This window comes from Sulfurospirillum sp. (genome assembly GCF_036802865.1).
Classification (GTDB): Bacteria; Campylobacterota; Campylobacteria; order Campylobacterales; family Sulfurospirillaceae; genus Sulfurospirillum.
The window spans coordinates 186770-206815 of sequence record NZ_DAIRVK010000003.1; the positions used below are offsets into that span (position 1 = coordinate 186770).

The following is a 20046-nucleotide window of genomic DNA, read 5'->3' on the forward strand; positions in this document are numbered from 1 at the left end:
ATTATCCTCTACAATTTTTCAATAAAACATCTTCTAACAAAGGATTAAGTGTCAAATCGCTCTGAAGGATAACATCATTTTCTTTTAATCCCTTGATGCTTGTTGTTGTAATTCCTATGTTTATCTTTAATATTTCCAATATTTTGACACAACCATAAATTAACACGTAAGGAATCGATATAAAAAATATGTTTTTTTGAAAGATTTGAGAAATACCATAAAGCAACTCTTTCATTGTCGGTTCGCTTGCATAAAATAGGTCTAAAGGCTTATGTTTATTTATTCCAGCTTCTATAACATTAACAAGTTCTTCCACTAAGTCATCAATACCTATCAACTTTACTTTTTGCTTTCCACCATCAATAAGTGGCAATATTGGATAACGTTTTACTTTATGAACGATACTGTGGAAAAGACCGCCATTTCCAACAATAAGTCCAGGTCTGACAATAGGCATATTCTGTTCGATAAACCATTGTTCAATCCCTTGTTTAGCACGAGCATATTCGGAACTATTGCCCGTTTTAACTCCAATGGTACTAATAAAAAGTTGTTGTCTTACTCCCATTTTTTTAAATTGCTGTGCCCATAATAATGTTGAATCAATGTTTTCTTTCACTGAAGAATGTTGATCATACAGACAGTGAATTACCCAATCAAAAATATTTGATTCATCAACAAATGGTTTTCCAAAATATATTTTATAGACTTGCGTATAGAAAGGTTTCGAGATACCATACCTATCACAGCCATATACTTCATGGCAACCAATTTCTGAGAGTTTTTTCGCAAGATGTGTTGCAAGAAAGCCGCTTGCACCAGTAATTAAAATCTTCATCTATTGCCACATTGTTGTGCAATTCGCATAGCATTCGCCATTAGAGTTAAACTATAATTAGTCGCAGGGATACACTTAAAGGTTGAGCCATCTGCGATATAGACATTTTTATTTTCTGGCAACTCTCCATTGACGGTTGTTTCATAAGGCGATGTTGGATTTAGACTCATTGGAAGAGTTCCACCGTAATGAATACCGTTTCCATGTGATACGCGATAGGCAAATCCTTCTAACGTTAACAGCCCTAGTGAACGTAATACTTCCACTGCCTCATGAATCAATGGTTGTGGGATTTCATGACCTGTGCCTATAATATCAATGTTATTCTCGCGATTAAGCAAAAGTTCTGCAAAAATTTCTGGATCTGAAGGTAGAAAAATTTGTGAAGCCATCATACCCGGTAAAATGTATTTCATAAAGTTAAGATTATCAGTGGCAGGGAAAGGAAATTTATCAAAAAATTCACTCCTCATAGGTGATGTTACTTCAACAAAAGCTCCAATAATTTTTTTCTTCAATAATTTGCTTTTATATATCATACTTAATTGTGTCAAACCAAACGAATCAATTTCTAATGGTTTACCAAAATGACCTGGAAAGAAAAATGGAAATTGTATCGCAGGGTTATCTGTTAATCTAAGTTTTGTTGTATAATCATTACGTGATTTTAAAACAATTCTTGCAGTATTTACTACCCCTGCTGCTATGATAATTTTTTTTGCTTTAAAACGATACTCTTCTTTAGAAGTAATATCGTATCCAACAACCTCAATTTTTCCTTCATTTTCAACCCAATGATCGACAAAACAATTTCCTTGATAAACTATTTTATCGTGCACTATTAACTCTTGTAATGTCATTACTGGCGTATATAACGCAGTATGATCTGGCTGCCAAAATTCGAGATTATCATACGAGCAACGATCACGCTGATGAAATGTATTGTCGCTTACGCCTATTCTAGGCCTTCCTAAAAAGATATTTTTTTCATGTAGCGTTGTTCGATTTTTAGAATAATAATTTGCTATTTTTTGAGACTTCTGTGATAATTTTAAAGGCCGTTGCAAAGTATCAAGCATTCCAAAAAATCTTGATAAATCATCATTTTCTCCTGAAATACCAATGTGAGATTCTAAAGTTTTATAGAATGGTACAATATCTTCAAACGTGATTGGAAGCTCCAGAAAATCTTCTTCAGAAAACCTCATGAGACCATTACCCCAAGCAACGCCAAGCCCACCTTTTGCATAGCTGGTAATAACATTATAATGTGTTTGAGAAACTTTAAAAAAATCAGGGTCATCCGTTACATATTGAAAATACGGTGATTTAAGCTTTGCAGGCAACACTTGTTTTTCAGGATTAAAATATTCTAGAGAATTACCTACTAAAAATGAAGAACAATCCTGCAATGATTTTAAAGTATAAAGATTTTCTTGATTTTCAATTCTATGCACTGGGGACAATCCAACATCAATCACTAAAGGTTTAATTCCCATATGAGAAAGCTGTAATGCAGAAGCACTGGCTGATGCACCTGACCCCACAATAATAATATCATATTCAAGCATTTGAAATTTCCTTAGCAGATGTATTATACATTGGCAATCTAGCAATACATGCCATTGTCTTAAGAACTGCCTTTATCAATATATAACCCATCATCAAGCGATTATTATTTGTATTCACAAAGCGATGATAATATTCAGGTGACGATTCACCTAAAGAAGAAGCTATTTTAAATGCAACTGTGAGCGGATTACTTAAATTTTTTCTTCGCGATAAATATTCAAGATACTCAATATCCATCTTTTTTTCAATCGCTTGCTGAATTGCTTCAAGTTGTTTTTCTGTATATTGAACTGCCAATAAACGATCTGCTTTAACAATAAGATCCAAAATTTGCCCATGTGGTTTACATTTGAAAAGTGACTGATAACAGTAGATGACGATGCTCATCTATTTCCTTTATATATATTTTAATCAGAAAGTGCATTTTCCCGAAAGCGTAAAAGTTTAGCAGGTACTCCAGCAACAACAGAATAAGGTTGTGTACTTTTTGTTACCACAGAATTTGCTCCAACAACAGTCCCTTTGCGAAGTGTAATACCTGGCATAATGACTGCCCCAGCCCCTATCCAAACATCATCTTCTATCGTTATTTTTTCTGGTATTGTTTGCCTTGAGAATATAGGTAAGTCCCATCCCTCTATTGGATGCTTACCTGAAGAGATTGTTACATTACTACCTATTAGTACATAATTCCCTATTTCAATCTCGCCGATTCCGTTGATGTATGTTCCTGAATTTATACCAAAATTTTTTCCCACGGTGATTCTATCAGTGTGAATAAAAATAATACGTGGTTGTATCCATGCGAAACCTGTACATTTTTTAAAAAAAAGTTTAGCAAATAGCCCTCTAATAATTACACCTATTGTCGTTGGAACAAGCATTGCCAATCCAAAACATAAAGATTCAATTTCTAAGCGAATTAACGTACTTAGTGAATAACCCTTTATTTTATCTTTTAAGAACAAAGCATAGTTCCACATTATGCAAGACCTTTTGATTGTGATAAAACAGCTATCCCCAAAATAATGATAGCCATACCAATAAGTTTATAAGCATCAAAGGACTCTTTGAAAACAATAAATGCTAAAAGCATATTAAAAAGATATGTCATTGCTGTTAACGGGATAATGATAGAAAGCGCATAGTTCGATAATAAGTAAAAAAAGATAAGCATAGACAATACATAAAAACATACCCCTATAATAATATTTGGTTGTATAATTAATCCCATTAATGCTTCTAGTTTTAAAACTAAAGGCTGCTTTTGGAACTGCAATTTCCAAAAAACATTAGCACATGCATTTAAAGCACAAGCAATTGTTGTAGGCAATAGTAAATTCAAAAAAGTCATTCATTTAATCCTTTTTCTTTGGTATATTATTCATGTCAATTTGAATAGCTTGTAATAAAAACTGTATCCCCAAAATAATTGGAAGTACAGCTAGCATAACAGTTCCAACAGGAGTGGAATTGGATTCTGAAGCTATTATCCAATGATAAAGACCAAAGCATAAACCAAATAATAAAAAAGGTACTCCAAAAATTAAGTATATAGAGATCATATTGAAATCATAAATAAAATATTTAAAAAAAACTCTTCTCAAAAGTCCTTTGAAAAGTTTTGGAGGAAATCCAAAAAGTGTTCGAGTAATGCTCAATGAGCTTTTTTCATCGCCATATTTTGCAGAAATTGGAATATCAACGACAACAGCATTTTCGATATTTAGATGTATCAACATATCAGATTCAAAAAAATACCTTTGTGCTATTTTATCTAATTCAAGATTTTCAATAGCGTGACGACTAATTGCCGTGTAGCCATTTGTAGGATCCATTATAGTCCAATATCCTGATGCTGCTTTAACTAAAAAAGAGAGACCACTATTGCCAAACAGTCTTATTTTGGGCATTTTAGCCAGTGCTTTAAAATCTGTAAATCGATTTCCTTTTGTATAATCTGCTTTTCCATCTAAAATAGGTTGTATTAATTGTTGCAAATAATTGATATCCATTTGCCCATCACCATCAATTTTTACAACAATATCTGCACCTAATTCTAAAGCCTTCCTGTAACCAGAGATAACAGCACCACCAACGCCTTTATTTTCTATATGATATATAACAGCAACTCTTAAATCATTCAAAAGCTCTGCGACTTTGCCACTTTCTTCAGGGCATTTATCATCAACTACAATAATATTTTTAACATATTGAGGAATATCTAAAATAACATTCGCTATGTGTCGTGCAACTTTATATGATGGGATGATAACAATAATATTTTGTTTCACGATGTTACCTCTATTGTATTTTTTTCAAAAGAACTACTCTGGATAATATAAATGTTAAAGGGATAGAAAGAAAAATAACAATTAATATCCCAATATGATTTTCTATCTTCGTATACTGATTTAACAGATAAAGTATAATGAATCCAAAAATATATTGGACTAAATAAACTAAAGGAAAACGTAAAAAAGATTTTATTGATCTATTTACATTAAAAACTATTTTAGTATTTAACAAATAAGAAATCCCTATACTCAGACAATAAGAAAGAGTGTATGAAGCTTGATAGTTTAGGATACTTAAAAATGCAATAAAAAGGATATAAGAAATAACTGTATTCAAGAATCCAACAACAATAAATTTTAAAAATAACCTCATTTTCTTCTCTCTAATTTATAATAACTCTTCTTCTATGATATATCTTGGCCTATTTTTTGCTTCATCTAGTATTCTCCACAAATACTCTGCAATAATTCCTAATATAAGGATAATTAATCCTAATAAAAAAGTTATTAATACTACGATCGTGGCATATCCTCGTACTTCCATATTACCAAATAATGCGTTAATAAATATAAATACTCCATACAAAAAACTCAAGCATGCAACCAAAAGCCCCAAAGAAGAAATAGCTCTAATTGGCATGTACGAAAAAGATAAAAAAGAATCTATCGCATATTTCAATTTTTTTCCAAATGTAAAAGACGACTTTCCTAATTCTCTTTTTTTTCTGACATAATATATTTTCTTATATTCGTATCCACTCCAAAGAATCAAGCTTAAATAATTTGTATTTTTTTCTTTCATTTCATTAAGATAATTGACAACAACTCTATCAAGGAGAATTAAATCGGAGCCATTACTAGGATAATTTGGAAGAGCAAAATTTTTCATTAGTAAGTGAAATGTATTTGAAATAATCTTCTGTAATTTTGGTTCTTCTCGATCTTCTCTTTCTGCCAAAACTATTTTATAGCCGTTTTTCCATTCTTCTAACATTCCTGTTAATAATTCAGGAGGATCTTGCATATCAGGGACTAAAACAACAGCACAATCCCCTTTAACATAGCTAAGCCCCGCTAAAATACCATTTGGAACACCAAAATTTCGTGTAAATTTTACAATTTTTATCCAATCCCTTGTTTGCTTATACTGTGACAATAACTTGAAAGAATTATCAGGAGAACCATCATCAACAAAAATCACTTCTACATCAAATTCATTGGAAATATTATTTTTAAGTGCTTCAATTCGCTCTATTGCAACAGATATATTCATTTCACTTTTATATATTGGAACAACTATACTAAATAACGATTTCATTTTACCTCCTAAAAGTTATTGATAATTTTTACTATCATTTCAGTATCAGCAATAACCTGCACTCCACTTATAGGTATGCTTAATACTTCATTGTGAATTTGCTCACTTATCGGATAATTATCGCCATTCCACTCTTTATACGCTTTTTGTTTATGAGCAGGGATTGGATAATGAATTAAAGTTTGAATCCCATGCTCAGCAAGATATGCTTGTAAATTCTCTCTTTTTGATGTTCGAATAACAAATAGGTGCCAAACATGATTATCTACGCCTCGAATAGAAGGCAAAATAATATTGTTATTTTTTATATTTTCAAGATAATAGTTCGCAACTTCACGTCTCTGTTCTATTTCTTTATCCAAGTACTTTAGCTTAACTCTAAGCATGGTAGCATGAATCTCATCAAGACGACTATTGATGCCTTTGTATAAATTTTCATACTTTTTCTGACTTCCATAATTGGCTAATACTTTAACGGTCTCAGCCAATGCTTCATCATTAGTTGTAACGGCACCAGCATCGCCTAGTGCTCCAAGATTTTTCCCAGGATAGAAACTAAACCCGCTAGCATCTCCCAAATTACCACTTTTTTTATCGTTAAAATATGAACCATGCGACTGAGCGGAATCTTCTATAACTTTTAGATTATATTTTTTAGCAATTTCATTAATTTTATCCATATCGCATGTTTGTCCATAAAGATGTACTGGTAAAATAGCTTTTGTTTTAGAGGTAATTTTCTCTTCTATTCTATCTGGATTAATAAGATATGTAGAGAGATCAGGTTCTATTAAAACTGGTACAAGATTATTTTGCGAAATTGCTAATATAGATGCTATATATGTATTTGAAGGAACAATAACCTCATCACCATCTTTCATAACACCTAATTCTTTATAAGCTCTCAATATTAAAATCAGTGCATCAAGTCCATTTGCTACACCAATGGCACATTTCGTGCCACAATATTGCGCAAATTCAGACTCAAATGCTTTGCACTCATTTCCTTGAATATACCAACCACTGTCAATCACTCTTGTGCAAGCTTCAATTAATTCAGATCTATATTGAGCATTTAATTTTTTTAAATCTAAAAATGGGATCATCTACACTCCAAGGTTCGAAAATCAATATCTTGAATTTCTTCATAATAATAATCTGCATGCAAAAATTCTTTTTTTCTTAGTCCATTTGTAATACCAATCGACTTGATATTTAACATTCTAGCTGTTTTTATATCTTCTTCTGTGTCACCAATGAAAATAGCATTGTTAAATGTTCTATTTTTAAGTGCTTCATATTTTGTATTTTCTCTTTGCGGTGGACAATCTATTATCTCATCGAATAAACTATATAGATTAAAATACATAAGTTGCTGTATTAAAAGATCACGATTTTGCCTCATTGTAATCAGTACGATACTCTTTGCAAGTTTTTTCCATGTTCCTAATGTTTCTATGACATTAGGTTTTAAAGTATCCAAACTTAAATATTTTTCATTTTCAATATTTTTCATCCATTCATCGAAAAATATTTTGTATGTACCATGAAAATTACTTCTTTCCAAAAGAATATCCCGTGAGATCTTGGACCTCTTCATATCCCAATAGGTATTTATATCGAGCACATCTCCACCATATTGCTCAATAATATCTCTATAACAATGATAATGCCTTTTATTACCTTCAAAAATTGGACCATCTAGATCTAGAAAAATATAGTCAAGCATCATTATTTCTGACAAACTACATAAATTTCAGCTGCATTATCAGGAAAATCTTTTCCTAGTTGATAAAAGCCCTCAATCATATTTTCGTCCCAATTTTGTTCTATTTGCCCATTTGAAAGAGGCTTGAAAAAGACACCACCTTTTTCAAGAACTTTTAATCCAGCATTTTTTATATCTCTAAGAAAAGTTTTCATGCAATAAACTCTTTGATGCCCTAAAGCATGATCTCTTGAATTTAACTCATCCGGAGATTGTAATAATCCCATTTTAACGGCTACTAATCTATGAATGGAAAGAGCATTAGGAACACCTAAAAGTATAATGCCATCATCTTCTAGCCATTCTTTTGCAAGTAACATAATATCAACTGGTTGATCAACATGTTCTAAAATATGTTCCATAATGATAGTATTAAATTTTTTATTCGGCTTAAAATCTTCAAAAAAACTGTGTATTTTGGTATGATTTGGATATAAAGGGATCATATCAAGCAGTTCTTTAGAACCATCAACACTTATTAAATGCTCAAAATCATTAATCAAGTATTGTGTCATTTCGCCTTCAGCAGAGCCAAGTTCTAAGCCATATGGGCCTTTAATATGATTTTTAATGGTTTGATATCTGTAATATATCAATTTTCTATCAAAGTCTAATTGTCCTTGGATATACCATCGCCCATCTAAGTTTTTTTCAGTTATATTCATCTTTTAATCCATCCTCTATACTTACTTGCTCATATCCTAATAATTGATTCATTTTTGAAGTATCAAAAACATAGTCTATCCCTTGTAAATGAGATTGCTTATATTCAATTTTTAAATTTGAATTCGTGATTTTTAATAGTAATTCGATAATTTCTTTTATAGTATATGATTTGTTAGAACATAAATTAATGACACCCTCGTATCTTTCAAGATCCAAACTTTTTATAATAAGATTGCAAACATCATCTACATGAAGAAAGCTTCTTTTTTCTTTACCACTTCCAAATATTTGTGGATTTTCCCCATTTTTTATTCTTTGTAAATTAACAGGAATAACTTTTTTATATGCTTCTTCACCTTTACCATAAATATGCCCCACCCTTAAAAGCTGTATTACAACCTTATTGTCTAAAGCCCAGGACTCTATCATTTTTTCACAGTAAAGTTTTGACCAACCGTACATTGTTAAGGGGGTCGGTTGCTTATATTCATCAATAATTGTATCCATTGCACCATAGACATCTATCGTACTTAAAAAAATAAATTTCGATGGAATATTTGGTAAATGATCTAATAAATATTTTGTGTTAGAAATATTAGAATTTGATTCTTTTATATTATTTGCTTCAGGCCCTGATTTTGGGATAAACGCACCTATATGAAGAACTATGTTTATGTGAATGATTCCAATTTGATGAAAATCATCTTTTGTAAATGTATAATCATTATGCAATACTGTTTTAAAAACATCATGTGAAGTTGATGACAATAATACTATATCGTATTTATCAGCATAATTCTTTTCTAAGCATTCGAGCAGGTGCTTTCCGATAAACCCAGTTGCTCCAGTTATTAGTAATGTTTTTTTCATAATTCAATCAAACTATCTGAAATTGCATTTTCTGTTGTAAGCAATGGCTCACAATCCATTCCACGTAGCCACAAAAGACCATCGGGTAAAGGATTTATCTTTTTATCTAAACATGGAAATTCATTGTAAAGAGCAATATCTTTAAAGATTTTTGGCATATTTAGGCCTGCTTTTGTAAAAAATAAAACCGTTGTGAAAAAGCGAGATATATTAATTTCTGTAGGATTTGGAATATTGTTTTTATCATAAGTCATATCCACGCCATATATTCCATGTGGTTTTTTATCAATTGAAAAAATGGCATCTTGTGCTATTTGATCAACTTGATCCGAAGAATATGTTTCGCCAATTTTTGTCACACCTGTCACACCTGACAAGGTTCTATTTCCAAGATTCCATGCTTTTCTTCTTCTCGTTTGGGCAACAACAAGCTCTCCCTCATACCAAATAGACAACCATGTTACCGTTCTTTCAGTTAAAAGTTCAGCTCCTGTGAATTCGCCCCATCCCTTAAACCTATCAATCCATTTTTTTGCAAATTCATAATCATTTGTAGGTAAAGCACCTCTTCCGCCCCCTCCAACATTTGCTCTAAGCCAAATTTGACCATCACTATCACCAAGAAGATCAAATGCTTTTTTTAAATCAGCTTCTGTGTGGATGTTAAAGGTTTTCGGTATTTTTATCCCTTCTTGTGCCCAAATGATAGCTGATTTTCCTTTGTCAACACAATTTTCAATTACTTCATGGCTTGGCATATATAATTTAGTTCCTGTAGCCAATATATCATTTCGTATTTTTGAGGCTTCAAGAATTTCTATATCATTTTGAAAGTGAACTAGATCTGGTTTTTCAATGTCTAAAAGATTTACTAGCTTTTCTTTATATCTTGCATCAATAGCATAAGGAATAACATATTTTTTAGATGCTTGTGAAAGCATAAGATCACTTGCTTCACTCCCCATACCTATAATAATTTCATTTTTTGCACATTCAAGTAATGATTTTATTACATTTTCTGACGGTGTACCCCCAGCTCCAGCTATGAGAATTTTAGACATTTTTTACCTTTTGAAGAAATTTGTTATAATCTCTAATATAATCAGTTTCATCATAATGCTTATTTGCAACTACCAATAAAACACAATCTTCACTAAAATTTTTCATGTCTCGCCATATAAGTCCCTCAATAAAAAGCCCCTTATTTGGGTTATCAAGTAAAATTTCTTCTTTGGTTATTCCATCATCAAGCACAAAAACACAAGAGCCTTTAACTGCTATTGCTATTTGTTTAAGATCTATATGTGCATGAGAGCCACGAACAACCCCATTTTTTGTATCAAAAATATAATACACTCTTTGAATATGAAAAGGAGCATTATAATCTGCTTCAAGTGCAATCAAAGAGCCTCTCTCATCACCTAAGGTTTTGAAGCTAATTAACTTATAACTATTCATTTCTTTCCCTTTTTATAATTGCATAACCATTGATTATAACTTGATGCTGAAAGTCATATCCGATTTTTTTCATTCTCTCAATCATACAATTATCTACAGCTCTAATCTGGCTTGGAGTCAAAACATACGATGTAAACCCAGAATATTTATATTCATCGTTTTCTTTTACTACTTGCATCACAACATAATCTGCTTGATCTAAACCTAGTGGAAACATATAATGGATTCTATCTTTCCATAAATTAGCAATGATTATTTCAAAACTTGATACAACAGCTCCTGGAGGAATAATTTCGTTCATTTTTTCAAAATCATTCAGGTACTGTCGCGTTGAGCTATGTTGATTAAATAATTCTTTATACAGATGAAAATCTTTAAATAATACATTTTCATTAATTACATTTATAAAAGCCAACTTTCTATTATAAGGACTATATAATGAACTAAAGCATATTAATCCTATCATAACTAGTGCAGCCAAAGATCGATGGGTATTTGTTTTTAAATAAGTAACGATTTTTATATAACCCAAGACAGACAAAAAAACTGCAAAAGGAAAGTATAATGTATGATAGTGGGTGAAATAACCATACTTTTCTGCTCCACCAATATTCCCTATAATATTAGGTACTAACATTACAGTAAGCATTACAAGGTATTTCCAATGAACAAATGTAAAAATCCCTAAAAATATAAAGCTACATAATAAAAATACATACAAGTTCTCTAAGAACATCGCATTTGACAAGCGGCTTATTAATTCCGTAGCTGTAGTGGGCAAATAAGTAGAAATTTGATTGCCCATTAATGTCTTAATATTATTTAATGCAAAAACTGTATAACTTAATAATATAGTGGTTAAGAAGATTAAATGCCATCTTTTATTCGATTCAATGCTTTTCCAAAAAAGAAGAATATACATAGTCAAAAAGATACCTATATACATAGGCGCTCTTTCAGTAAGTAAGCATATAAAAAAACTTACTATGTATAATAGTGCTAAATTTGATTTTTTTTCATGCATTAAGTATAAAAACATCATAGCGAAAGCTAGAAAAAATCGCTCTACATAAAACTGCCCTGATATTGAAATAGAAAAAGCCGGATGTATAAAAACAAGTAATAAAAACAAAACTGACGCAATAATAGGAACATCACTTTCGCGCATAATCCTATAAGTAAAATATAGTAATACAAAAAAACTTGTCACATGCAAACAATAAAATAAAAGTTTAGTATCAATAACACGTGCTAATTGTGCAATAATATACAATACATAATAACTATGATTTCTCATTACATCTATTGCTTCATCACTAAAGCGATTCAATTCTTGTGTACATAATATATCTGCTGTTTTTGATTGAATATTGCCAAAATTAAAATGATAAAATGCCCCAAAATCATATGATTTTGTTGTATTTTGTTTGGCAATATTTTCTGTAACTTCCAGTAGAAAGGCTGAATCCCCTCTATGAGGACTATCAAAAATCCATTTTGTATATTGAATGTACGTAATTAACCCTGCTAAAGTACATATAATAATAAGAAATAATAAATTTTCTTTTTTACTAAAACTCAAGACAACTCCCTTATTTATTAACTACTTTCTCTTTAGACCATTTTTTAACTCTTTGCAACCAATGATGCTTATAAAAATTCTATTAATACAATTTCTTTAACACCTATTTTAGTTTAAAACAAACCTATACTATGTATTGATTGTATTTAATCCTAATGAAGAGATGGAATGTTCTTCAATAAATTTACAAATATTTGTGATCTTTTTACTCCATACATTTTCTTCTAAAAAAGCTTCTATTTCATGTTCATTAAAAATTGTTGGGGCACTTAATTTTGCAATAAAAGCATCGTTAGAAGAAGCAACATCGATAACCTGAATTTTTTTGCACTCTACAATATCAACACTTATAACCGGCTTTTTGGCAGCTAAGTATTCATAAATTTTTACAGGAGAAACAGAATTAGTAATACTATTTTTTATAAAAGGCAATATACAAATATCGAACATTTTCAAATAAGGTATAAGTTCCAATCGTGGTTTTTGTGAAAATAAGAAAAAATTCTTATATTTATTTTGAAGCGCATAAATTTCTTGAGAAACATTAAAAACTGGTCCAATGAAAACAAAGGCATAAGATGGATATCGTTCAATTAAAGCATTTACCAAAGAAAAATCCATCCATTCAGCTATAGCACCATAATATCCTATAATTTTTTGATAACCTTCATTTTTAATATTCACAATCTCTTTAGGAGTATTATAAGAATCTTTCAAAGCATCCAAAAATTCTATATCTATCCCATTACTAATAGTTAATATTTTATGCCTATACGAAAGTGGCAATTGGTCTGCTAATTTTTCAGCTGATACTGTGATTAAATCAGAAAATTTTAGGAGATCTTCATGATTTTGTTTAATAATATCTTTCTCTATTTCCAATAAATCCAATTCATCCATAAAGTCATAAAGGAGTGTGGTATATTTTAGATAAGGTAAGTGCTTAATATTATTTGCCCATAAACAATAATAAACTACTTCATGTTTTTCAAAAACATGCGAAAGTATGGGAAGAAATTTTTCATTAATTAAAAATAATGATGGATGCATTTCTGAAAGGGTAGAAACTTTATCTGTTTGGTGGTTCAACGTACTATAAAATACTAAATAGCCATTCTGAGCTAAAGCATCAGCAATGTGTTGAGGTCTTTGCTTCATATAAGTATAATCTATTGTTGCTGGAAACAAAACAACTTTTTTATATGACTTGAATGCCTTTATTTTTTCCAATTCATACATCACATTAACATCAGAATTTGGCATTAAAAACTTGAAAACTCTTTTGATGATTCGTTTTACATACTCTTTTTTATCATAAAAAGTTCCGTATAAAAATTCTCGTTTGAAGTTATATAATCTGATCTTCCATCGTGCTTTTTTTATATATGGAGAAGTATTTACAGGTATATGAATTGAATTGTGGTCTTCTACAGTTTTCATTTGGAGTAATAAATGCTCAAAATTTACCATCCGTACCAAAACCCTCTGTAAAATATGGTCTTGCTTAGTGATACAAAAACTTTTTAAATCATCTTCAAATTTATGCCAATAAGAAAATGCTATATCACTCAATGACCAATCAACATGATGTTTAGAGAGGAAGTAAGCTTTGTTCTTCTGAAATAATGCTTGATACTTCTCTGTCGCTAACTTCTTAAATGAAACACTCCCCTTATGATAGATAAAACAACCCTCTACAAAAACATTCTTGAATCCAGCTTGGATACTTCGCAAGCAATAATCATCATCTTCGAACATCCCTATACCAAACTGTTCATCTAATAGACCAATGGTGTCAATTACATTTCTTTTAATAGCTACACAGAAAAAACCCAAACGTTGTGTCTCACAAACAACATTATGGTTCAGGGTTGTATATCGTTTTGAAATCTCATTATAATTCTTCTCTGTCAATCCATCAAGATTTACTCTCTGTTCGTTACCAACAGAATTCGAAATAGGCCCTACCAACCCTACTTTACAATCATCGTGAAATGGTCTCAATAATCTCTCAAGCCACCCCTCACTCACCAATGTATCATTATTTAATAAAATAACATACTCTCCGTTGGAAGCTTTAATCCCATCATTATTTCCGCCGGCATACCCTTTATTAATATCATTTAGGAGTACTTTTATATTTGGATATTTTGACTCTATAGATTTTAGGTATTCTTTTGTCCCATCTTGTGAGTCATTATCGACAATAATTAGCTCAAATTGCTCTTTATCTGTATATTCGTATATACTCTTTATACACGATTTGGTGCAATCCTCTAATTGGTTATATGTCAACACTACAATCGATGTCATAACCTCAATATTCCTTCATTAAGCATATTTGCACGTTCTCTCCATGAATTTTCTTTTGCCAATTGAATACGTTCTTGCTTTTTAAGCTGGCTGTTTTCGGCCAAAGCTTCTTCAATGTATTGGCAAAAGGATTCTTTATCATTGGCTAAAAAACAATATTGTTTATATGCTAAAAGTTCAGGAAGCTCAACAGAAACAACGGGTTTACCAGCACTTAGATACTCGTAAAATTTAACAGGATTGGTGGCAAGAGTGAGAGGTATGATTTTGAATGGAATTAGACAGACATCAAAATATGCGAAGTATCCGGGTAACTCTTTATAAGGAATTTCTCCTAAGAAAAAGATGTTTTTTATAGTTTCTACTCTACTTATATCACAACCAAATGTTGAGCCAATCATCACGAAATTATAATCAGGAAGCTTTTTTGCACAATATTCAACAATATCCATATCAAACCAATCAGAAATGGCACCGTAATACCCGATTATAGTCTTCTTGGCCAATTCATCAAGCTTCCCATTAGACTGTGCATTTCTAAAATGTTCAAACTCTGTTCCATTTTTGACATGAATAGTTTTGTGATTTAGCTGTATATTTTTATCAAAAAGGAGCTGCGAGGATGCTATAACTAAATCTGCTTTTTTAATTAATTCATGCTCTTCTTTTAAAGATTCTCGCGTATTGGTACTAAAACCAGAGTGATCATCCATACAATCAAAGATAACTTTCCCAGATACTTTAGATTTTACATCAAAAACTAAACGACTCCACCCTGGAAACTGAACCATATAGGTAATATCGCGAATATTTAACATCTTCAAAGCTGACACTATTGATAAAGACATATTATGTAAATTTTCTACTGTTATAAGATCTTTATAGATATTCATTTTAGTGTAACTGTGTATCCATAGTTTATAAATATTATGATCCAACTTTGAAAAATGAATGGTTTGTCCAGCTTCTTCAATTGAGTCAAAAAGCCGTCCTTTAGGCTGAACGTCCATTGCAAGATAGATAATTGTATACCCTTTTTTAGAAAGCTCTTTTAAAATATGCTGCGGTCTTTGGAACCTAAAGCCCCATGTGATAATAGGAAATGCAAGAATCACTTTTTGATGATTACGCACAGAAACTAATGCTTCTTGAAACTGATTTTTTGATTTTCTAAACTTATAATGATCAAGCCATTTTTTTGGCACACTTTTTTTAATAATTTGTTTGATCGATAATTTACCATCAAAGTATTTTTCAAAATTTCGAAGCAAGAAGTGACGATCAATTTTTTCTAAACGTAATTTCATAGCACATGCCCAATCCGACATAGTCATTAACTCATTATGTTTTACACTTAATTCATTCGTTTTTTCGTCTAAAGACACTTTGAGCTGTGTTGCCCAATCGGACATCGCCATAAGCTCTTTTTTTGACGATTCAACATAAGAAATATCACTGCTCTTTTCAAGCTCTTTGAGAAAAAGTAATAAATTCTTAAAATCATTTTGACGTACTTCAAAATTCACTTTATTTTGTACCGTCTCAAAATAATTAAAATACGCAATGAGCAAGTCAGAATAAGACCAATCAACATGATGTTTAGAGAGGAAGTAAGCTTTGTTCTTCTGAAATAATGCTTGATACTTCTCTGTCGCTAACTTCTTAAATGAAACACTCCCCTTATGATAGATAAAACAACCCTCTACAAAAACATTCTTGAATCCAGCTTGGATACTTCGCAAGCAATAATCATCATCTTCGAACATCCCTATACCAAACTGTTCATCTAATAGACCAATGGTGTCAATTACATTTCTTTTAATAGCTACACAGAAAAAACCCAAACGTTGTGTCTCACAAACAACATTATGGTTCAGGGTTGTATATCGTTTTGAAATCTCATTATAATTCTTCTCTGTCAATCCATCAAGATTTACTCTCTGTTCGTTACCAACAGAATTCGAAATAGGCCCTACCAACCCTACTTTACAATCATCGTGAAATGGTCTCAATAATCTCTCAAGCCACCCCTCACTCACCAATGTATCATTATTTAATAAAATAACATACTCTCCGTTGGAAGCTTTAATCCCATCATTATTTCCGCCGGCATACCCTTTATTAATATCATTTAGGAGTACTTTTATATTTGGATATTTTGACTCTATAGATTTTAGGTATTCTTTTGTCCCATCTTGTGAGTCATTATCGACAATAATTAGCTCAAATTGCTCTTTATCTGTATATTCGTATATACTCTTTATACACGATTTGGTGCAATCCTCTAATTGGTTATATGTCAACACTACAATCGATGTCATCAAATACCTTTAATATTATTTTATTTAAATATATTATCTAATTCTTGATAATATTTTGATTAGTTTTCCAAAACGCGTACTGCAAGTTAAGTGCTTTTCAAAAAATATTAAAATTCTGCTACTTTCAATATTTTGTAATCGTTTTTTCATGTCATTAGCCCAATCTGACATTTGCATTAATTCATGTTGCTTTTTTTGAAGTTGGTGACTCAATGATTGTCCCCAATCTGATATTTGCATCAATTCATGTTGCTTTTTTTGAAGTTGATGATTCAATGCTTCCAACTGATCATTGAGTTCGCGTTTATTATTTTCAAGGTCTATAACACGTTGATTTAATCCTTGCCCCCAATCTGACATTTCCATAAGAAGCTCTTGCTTTTCTATAATCATTTGATCTCTTATTTCTAATTGATCCGACTGTGATTTTATATGCTTGGAAATTCGTTGAATATCTTTATTGAATTCTTGAATATCCTTATTTTGTCTTTCAATAATTTTAAGTGACTCAAAGAAAAGTAATTTTTTATACTTTTTCAGCATTTCACGATAGTATATTTCTACATTGTCAGGAATTTTTTTGGTTAGTACAGAAAAGTCCAATGTATTAGCCTCTTTTGAAATAATCAAAAATTCTCTATAATAAGGCTTGTTAAAGTCATAATCCACTAAATTTTTATTAAATTCTCGACTCATTTCAAATAAAATGTTATGCAATTCTAAAGAATCCCATGTGGGGATTAATAAATTCATCATCTCTTGAAGCCATGGGGCATAACCATGCCCTATAGAAGAACACTCCCAGCCTAAAGCTTTAAATTTTGCCTTGATTTGCTCAACAGAAGGCAATGAATAAGTAAAATGTTCTTCCAACCATGGATAATCAATACCATAAGTTTTTTTATAAGATTCATTCACACTTTCATCTATCTGCGTTGAGGGTTTATTCTCACTTGTAGGGAATGCTAAAATGATACAATTTTCTGCTAACTCACAAAGTCTTTCAATAAAGCTATTTCGTATAGCAAAGGGAATATGCTCAAGCACATCAATAGCAGCCACGAAATCAAATTTTTTATTATTTAGCTTTTCTGAAAAAATATTGCCTTTGATGATATTCATACTCTCATTTTTAGATATCAATGGATCTACATAAGTTACATGCTCACTATCAATAATAGAGCCAAGTAAACATTCAGGTCCACTTCCGACATCTAAAAGAGTGTTAATTTTGTTAAATTTTAGTAAATTCAATATTTTTTTTAGTGCATTATATCTACTATACTGATCAAATAGCATTTGTTGGTTTCCTTAATAAATATGGACCTATCGCCAATGCATCAAGTTCTGTATTAGCAAACATATCTAAGGCTTCCTTTGGAGTATTAATAATCGGCTCACCTTTTCTATTCATTGAAGTATTATTTACAACACTTATACCTGATAGCTGACCAAATTTACTAATCATGTCATAATACAATTCATTATCTTCTTTTTTTACAGTCTGCACTCTAATAGTATTATCAATATGCATTGAGCCAACAATATTTTGTTGAGCTTTTTTTGGTACATCAAATGTAATAGTCATAAATGGAGAATGTATATCACATCCTATATACTTTAGTCTTTCTTCATATAGTATAGAAGGAGCAAATGGTCGCCATGGCTCTCTAAATTTTACTTTAATATTTACATTATTTTTATCCTCTAAAGAAGTTGGATTTGACAATATAGATCTAGCTCCTAATGCTCTTGCACCACCTTCCATTTTACCTTGAAACCATGCAACAATTTTATGTTCATGTAAAAGCTTTGCAACTTCTTGTGCTAAATCATCTGGTTCTTCAATCACATATGGGGAATCTTTTAATGCTGCAAATATTTCAAATGGTGAAAATTCAGGGCCTGTATATATCGTAGTTATAGGCTTTATTTTATTATATCCATACAGATTTTCATACCACATAGCTGCACCAATAGCACAACCTGCATCATTAGAAACAGGGAAAGCATAGATATCTTCTAGATTTAGAGCTTTATATATTTTTCCATTCATTTTCGAATTTTGAGCTACCCCACCAGCCAAACATAATTTTTTTATACCTGTTTCATTAATAAAATGAGATATATACTTAATAACTATTCGTTCAAGGAATGCTTGTAATGAAGCTGCTATATTTTCATCTATCCCATTTCTAGGGTCTGGATTAAAATCACGAGGAGGTCCAAACGCCTTAATTAAAGGAGATTTAATATCATCACATAGAGGATCAATTAGAGAATTAAAAGATATTTCAGGCATTAAACTAAACTTAAAATCTTCTTGTTTAATTAATGAATTAAAAAAGTCAGAGTAAACATCCTTACCATAAGCAGCTAAGCCCATTACTGTACCTTCTCCATCAAAAGGTGTGTATCCTAAATATTTAGTCACACTTGCATATAATAGTCCTAAACTAGTTGGGAGTAATATCTCATCCAAAATCTCTATTTGGGTACCAATACCTTTAGCAATGACCATGCTGTTTGTATCACCCCTGCCATCAATGGACAATATTAGTGCTTCGGAAAAACCACTTCCAAAAAAAGTACTTGCTAAATGCGCTTCATGATGAGGAGCAAAAATAGCCTCTTTAATACCTTTTTCTTTAGCAAATCTTAAAAAATTGTTTTTAGCATTAAAAAAAATAGAGTTATGCTTAGCTTTTAACTCAATATTTTTATCCATTAAGCTTTTATATGGCTCTATCAATTGATCATTATTTATTATAACATCCATATCATGTTCACATACTATTGCATCAATATCTGAAAATTTCAAACCAGCTTTTTTCATACAAAATTCAATTGATTTTTCCGGAAATATTGTATGAGCATGTTTAATTCGTATTAGCCTTTCTTCCTCAACAAATGCAACTAATTCTCCATCAATTAATAATGCAGCTGATGTATCATGAAAAAATCCAGTTATACCTAATATGTTCATATTGATCCTCTTAATTTAGTATCCAAGTTTTTGCAAATTTTTAAAATAGTTTTTATA

General features: G+C 31.0%; 19 protein-coding genes. All 19 read right to left on the reverse strand.

What is annotated here, in order from left to right; translation table 11 throughout:
• Window position 1 precedes the first annotated feature (1 nt).
• Window positions 2-838 carry an NAD-dependent epimerase/dehydratase family protein gene (locus V7Q04_RS08695; protein ID WP_333804607.1) on the reverse strand — a complete coding sequence of 279 codons (837 nt, stop codon included), beginning with the start codon at window positions 836-838 and terminating at the stop codon, window positions 2-4.
• A complete protein-coding gene (locus V7Q04_RS08700; RefSeq protein WP_333804608.1) occupies window positions 835-2409 on the reverse strand; it encodes a hypothetical protein in 1575 nt (524 codons plus the stop codon). Before V7Q04_RS08700 ends, V7Q04_RS08695 begins: the two co-directional genes overlap by 4 nt.
• The gene (locus tag V7Q04_RS08705) at window positions 2402-2797 is read right to left on the reverse strand and encodes a hypothetical protein (RefSeq protein ID WP_333804609.1); all 396 of its coding nucleotides are present in this window, start codon (window positions 2795-2797) and stop codon (window positions 2402-2404) included. Before V7Q04_RS08705 ends, V7Q04_RS08700 begins: the two co-directional genes overlap by 8 nt.
• A gap of 20 nt (window positions 2798-2817) precedes the next feature.
• Complete coding sequence (locus V7Q04_RS08710; protein ID WP_333804610.1) at window positions 2818-3393, reverse strand: acyltransferase; 576 nt, start codon at window positions 3391-3393, stop codon at window positions 2818-2820.
• Window positions 3393-3764: an EamA family transporter gene (locus tag V7Q04_RS08715; RefSeq protein ID WP_333804611.1), complete on the reverse strand. Its 372-nt coding sequence runs from the start codon at window positions 3762-3764 to the stop codon at window positions 3393-3395. Before V7Q04_RS08715 ends, V7Q04_RS08710 begins: the two co-directional genes overlap by 1 nt.
• 4 nt (window positions 3765-3768) lie before the next feature.
• Window positions 3769-4704, reverse strand: a complete 936-nt coding sequence (locus V7Q04_RS08720) for a glycosyltransferase family 2 protein (protein WP_333804612.1) — start codon at window positions 4702-4704, stop codon at window positions 3769-3771.
• A gap of 10 nt (window positions 4705-4714) precedes the next feature.
• The gene (locus V7Q04_RS13165; RefSeq protein ID WP_443070040.1) at window positions 4715-5080 is read right to left on the reverse strand and encodes a GtrA family protein; all 366 of its coding nucleotides are present in this window, start codon (window positions 5078-5080) and stop codon (window positions 4715-4717) included.
• A 15-nt stretch (window positions 5081-5095) separates the two neighbouring features.
• The gene (locus tag V7Q04_RS08725; protein ID WP_333804613.1) at window positions 5096-6025 is read right to left on the reverse strand and encodes a glycosyltransferase family 2 protein; all 930 of its coding nucleotides are present in this window, start codon (window positions 6023-6025) and stop codon (window positions 5096-5098) included.
• Window positions 6026-6033: 8 nt separating this feature from the next.
• On the reverse strand, window positions 6034-7131 hold the full coding sequence (locus V7Q04_RS08730; protein WP_333804614.1) for a DegT/DnrJ/EryC1/StrS family aminotransferase: 1098 nt from the start codon (window positions 7129-7131) through the stop codon (window positions 6034-6036).
• Window positions 7128-7754 carry an HAD family hydrolase gene (locus tag V7Q04_RS08735; RefSeq protein ID WP_333804615.1) on the reverse strand — a complete coding sequence of 209 codons (627 nt, stop codon included), beginning with the start codon at window positions 7752-7754 and terminating at the stop codon, window positions 7128-7130. Before V7Q04_RS08735 ends, V7Q04_RS08730 begins: the two co-directional genes overlap by 4 nt.
• Window positions 7755-7756: 2 nt before the next feature.
• A complete protein-coding gene (locus V7Q04_RS08740; RefSeq protein ID WP_333804616.1) occupies window positions 7757-8458 on the reverse strand; it encodes a class I SAM-dependent methyltransferase in 702 nt (233 codons plus the stop codon).
• Complete coding sequence (locus V7Q04_RS08745) at window positions 8445-9329, reverse strand: NAD-dependent epimerase/dehydratase family protein (RefSeq protein ID WP_333804617.1); 885 nt, start codon at window positions 9327-9329, stop codon at window positions 8445-8447. Before V7Q04_RS08745 ends, V7Q04_RS08740 begins: the two co-directional genes overlap by 14 nt.
• Window positions 9326-10390 (reverse strand): hypothetical protein, encoded by a 1065-nt coding sequence (locus V7Q04_RS08750; RefSeq protein ID WP_333804618.1) that lies wholly within the window; start codon window positions 10388-10390, stop codon window positions 9326-9328. Before V7Q04_RS08750 ends, V7Q04_RS08745 begins: the two co-directional genes overlap by 4 nt.
• On the reverse strand, window positions 10383-10787 hold the full coding sequence (locus tag V7Q04_RS08755) for a sugar 3,4-ketoisomerase (RefSeq protein WP_333804619.1): 405 nt from the start codon (window positions 10785-10787) through the stop codon (window positions 10383-10385). Before V7Q04_RS08755 ends, V7Q04_RS08750 begins: the two co-directional genes overlap by 8 nt.
• Entirely contained in the window at window positions 10780-12369 is a 1590-nt protein-coding gene (locus tag V7Q04_RS08760; protein WP_333804620.1) for a hypothetical protein, read from the reverse strand. Before V7Q04_RS08760 ends, V7Q04_RS08755 begins: the two co-directional genes overlap by 8 nt.
• A gap of 129 nt (window positions 12370-12498) precedes the next feature.
• Complete coding sequence (locus V7Q04_RS08765) at window positions 12499-14682, reverse strand: glycosyltransferase (protein ID WP_333804621.1); 2184 nt, start codon at window positions 14680-14682, stop codon at window positions 12499-12501.
• Entirely contained in the window at window positions 14679-17003 is a 2325-nt protein-coding gene (locus tag V7Q04_RS08770) for a glycosyltransferase (protein WP_333804622.1), read from the reverse strand. Before V7Q04_RS08770 ends, V7Q04_RS08765 begins: the two co-directional genes overlap by 4 nt.
• Window positions 17004-17036: 33 nt before the next feature.
• On the reverse strand, window positions 17037-18302 hold the full coding sequence (locus tag V7Q04_RS08775) for a hypothetical protein (RefSeq protein WP_333804623.1): 1266 nt from the start codon (window positions 18300-18302) through the stop codon (window positions 17037-17039).
• Window positions 18292-19989 carry a carbamoyltransferase family protein gene (locus V7Q04_RS08780; RefSeq protein WP_333804624.1) on the reverse strand — a complete coding sequence of 566 codons (1698 nt, stop codon included), beginning with the start codon at window positions 19987-19989 and terminating at the stop codon, window positions 18292-18294. The genes V7Q04_RS08775 and V7Q04_RS08780 overlap by 11 nt, the downstream gene beginning before the upstream one ends.
• Window positions 19990-20046 lie beyond the last annotated feature (57 nt).